The organism is Burkholderia sp. MR1-5-21 (genome assembly GCF_053427715.1).
In genome coordinates, this window is the sequence record NZ_JBSAXD010000118.1 from 1 (window position 1) to 563 (window position 563).

Sequence of the window (563 nt, forward strand, 5' to 3'; positions counted from 1 at the left end):
CCCATCCCCATCACGCTCGGATCCACGCCCGCGTTCGCGTACGCCTTGATCCGCGCGAGCGGCGTCAGGCCCAGCGCCGCCGCCTTCTGCGCCGACATCACCAGCACCGCCGCCGCGCCGTCGTTGATCCCCGACGCGTTCGCCGCCGTCACCGTGCCGTCCTTCGTGAACGCCGGCTTCAGCCCCGACAGCGACTCCGCCGTCACGCCGTGACGCACGAACTCGTCGGTCGCGAACTGCAGCGGCTCGCCCTTGCGTTGCGGGATCGACACCGGCACGATCTCGTCGTTGAAGCGGCCGGCCTTCTGCGCCGCTTCCGCCTTGTTCTGCGACAACGCCGCGAACGCATCCTGCTCTTCGCGCGTGATCCCGTATTCCTTCGCGACGTTCTCCGCCGTGATGCCCATGTGGTACTGGTTGTAGACGTCCCACAGGCCGTCGACGATCATCGTGTCGACCAGCTTCGCGTCGCCCATCCGGAACCCGTCACGCGAGCCCGGCAGCACGTGCGGCGCCGCGCTCATGTTTTCCTGGCCGCCCGCGATCACGATATCCGCTTCGCC

General features: G+C 68.6%; 1 protein-coding gene. It reads right to left on the reverse strand.

From position 1 onward, the window contains the following. Window positions 1–563, reverse strand: a 563-nt coding sequence (locus tag ACV229_RS40675; protein ID WP_448088669.1) for a thiolase family protein, incomplete at both ends; no start/stop codon positions are given.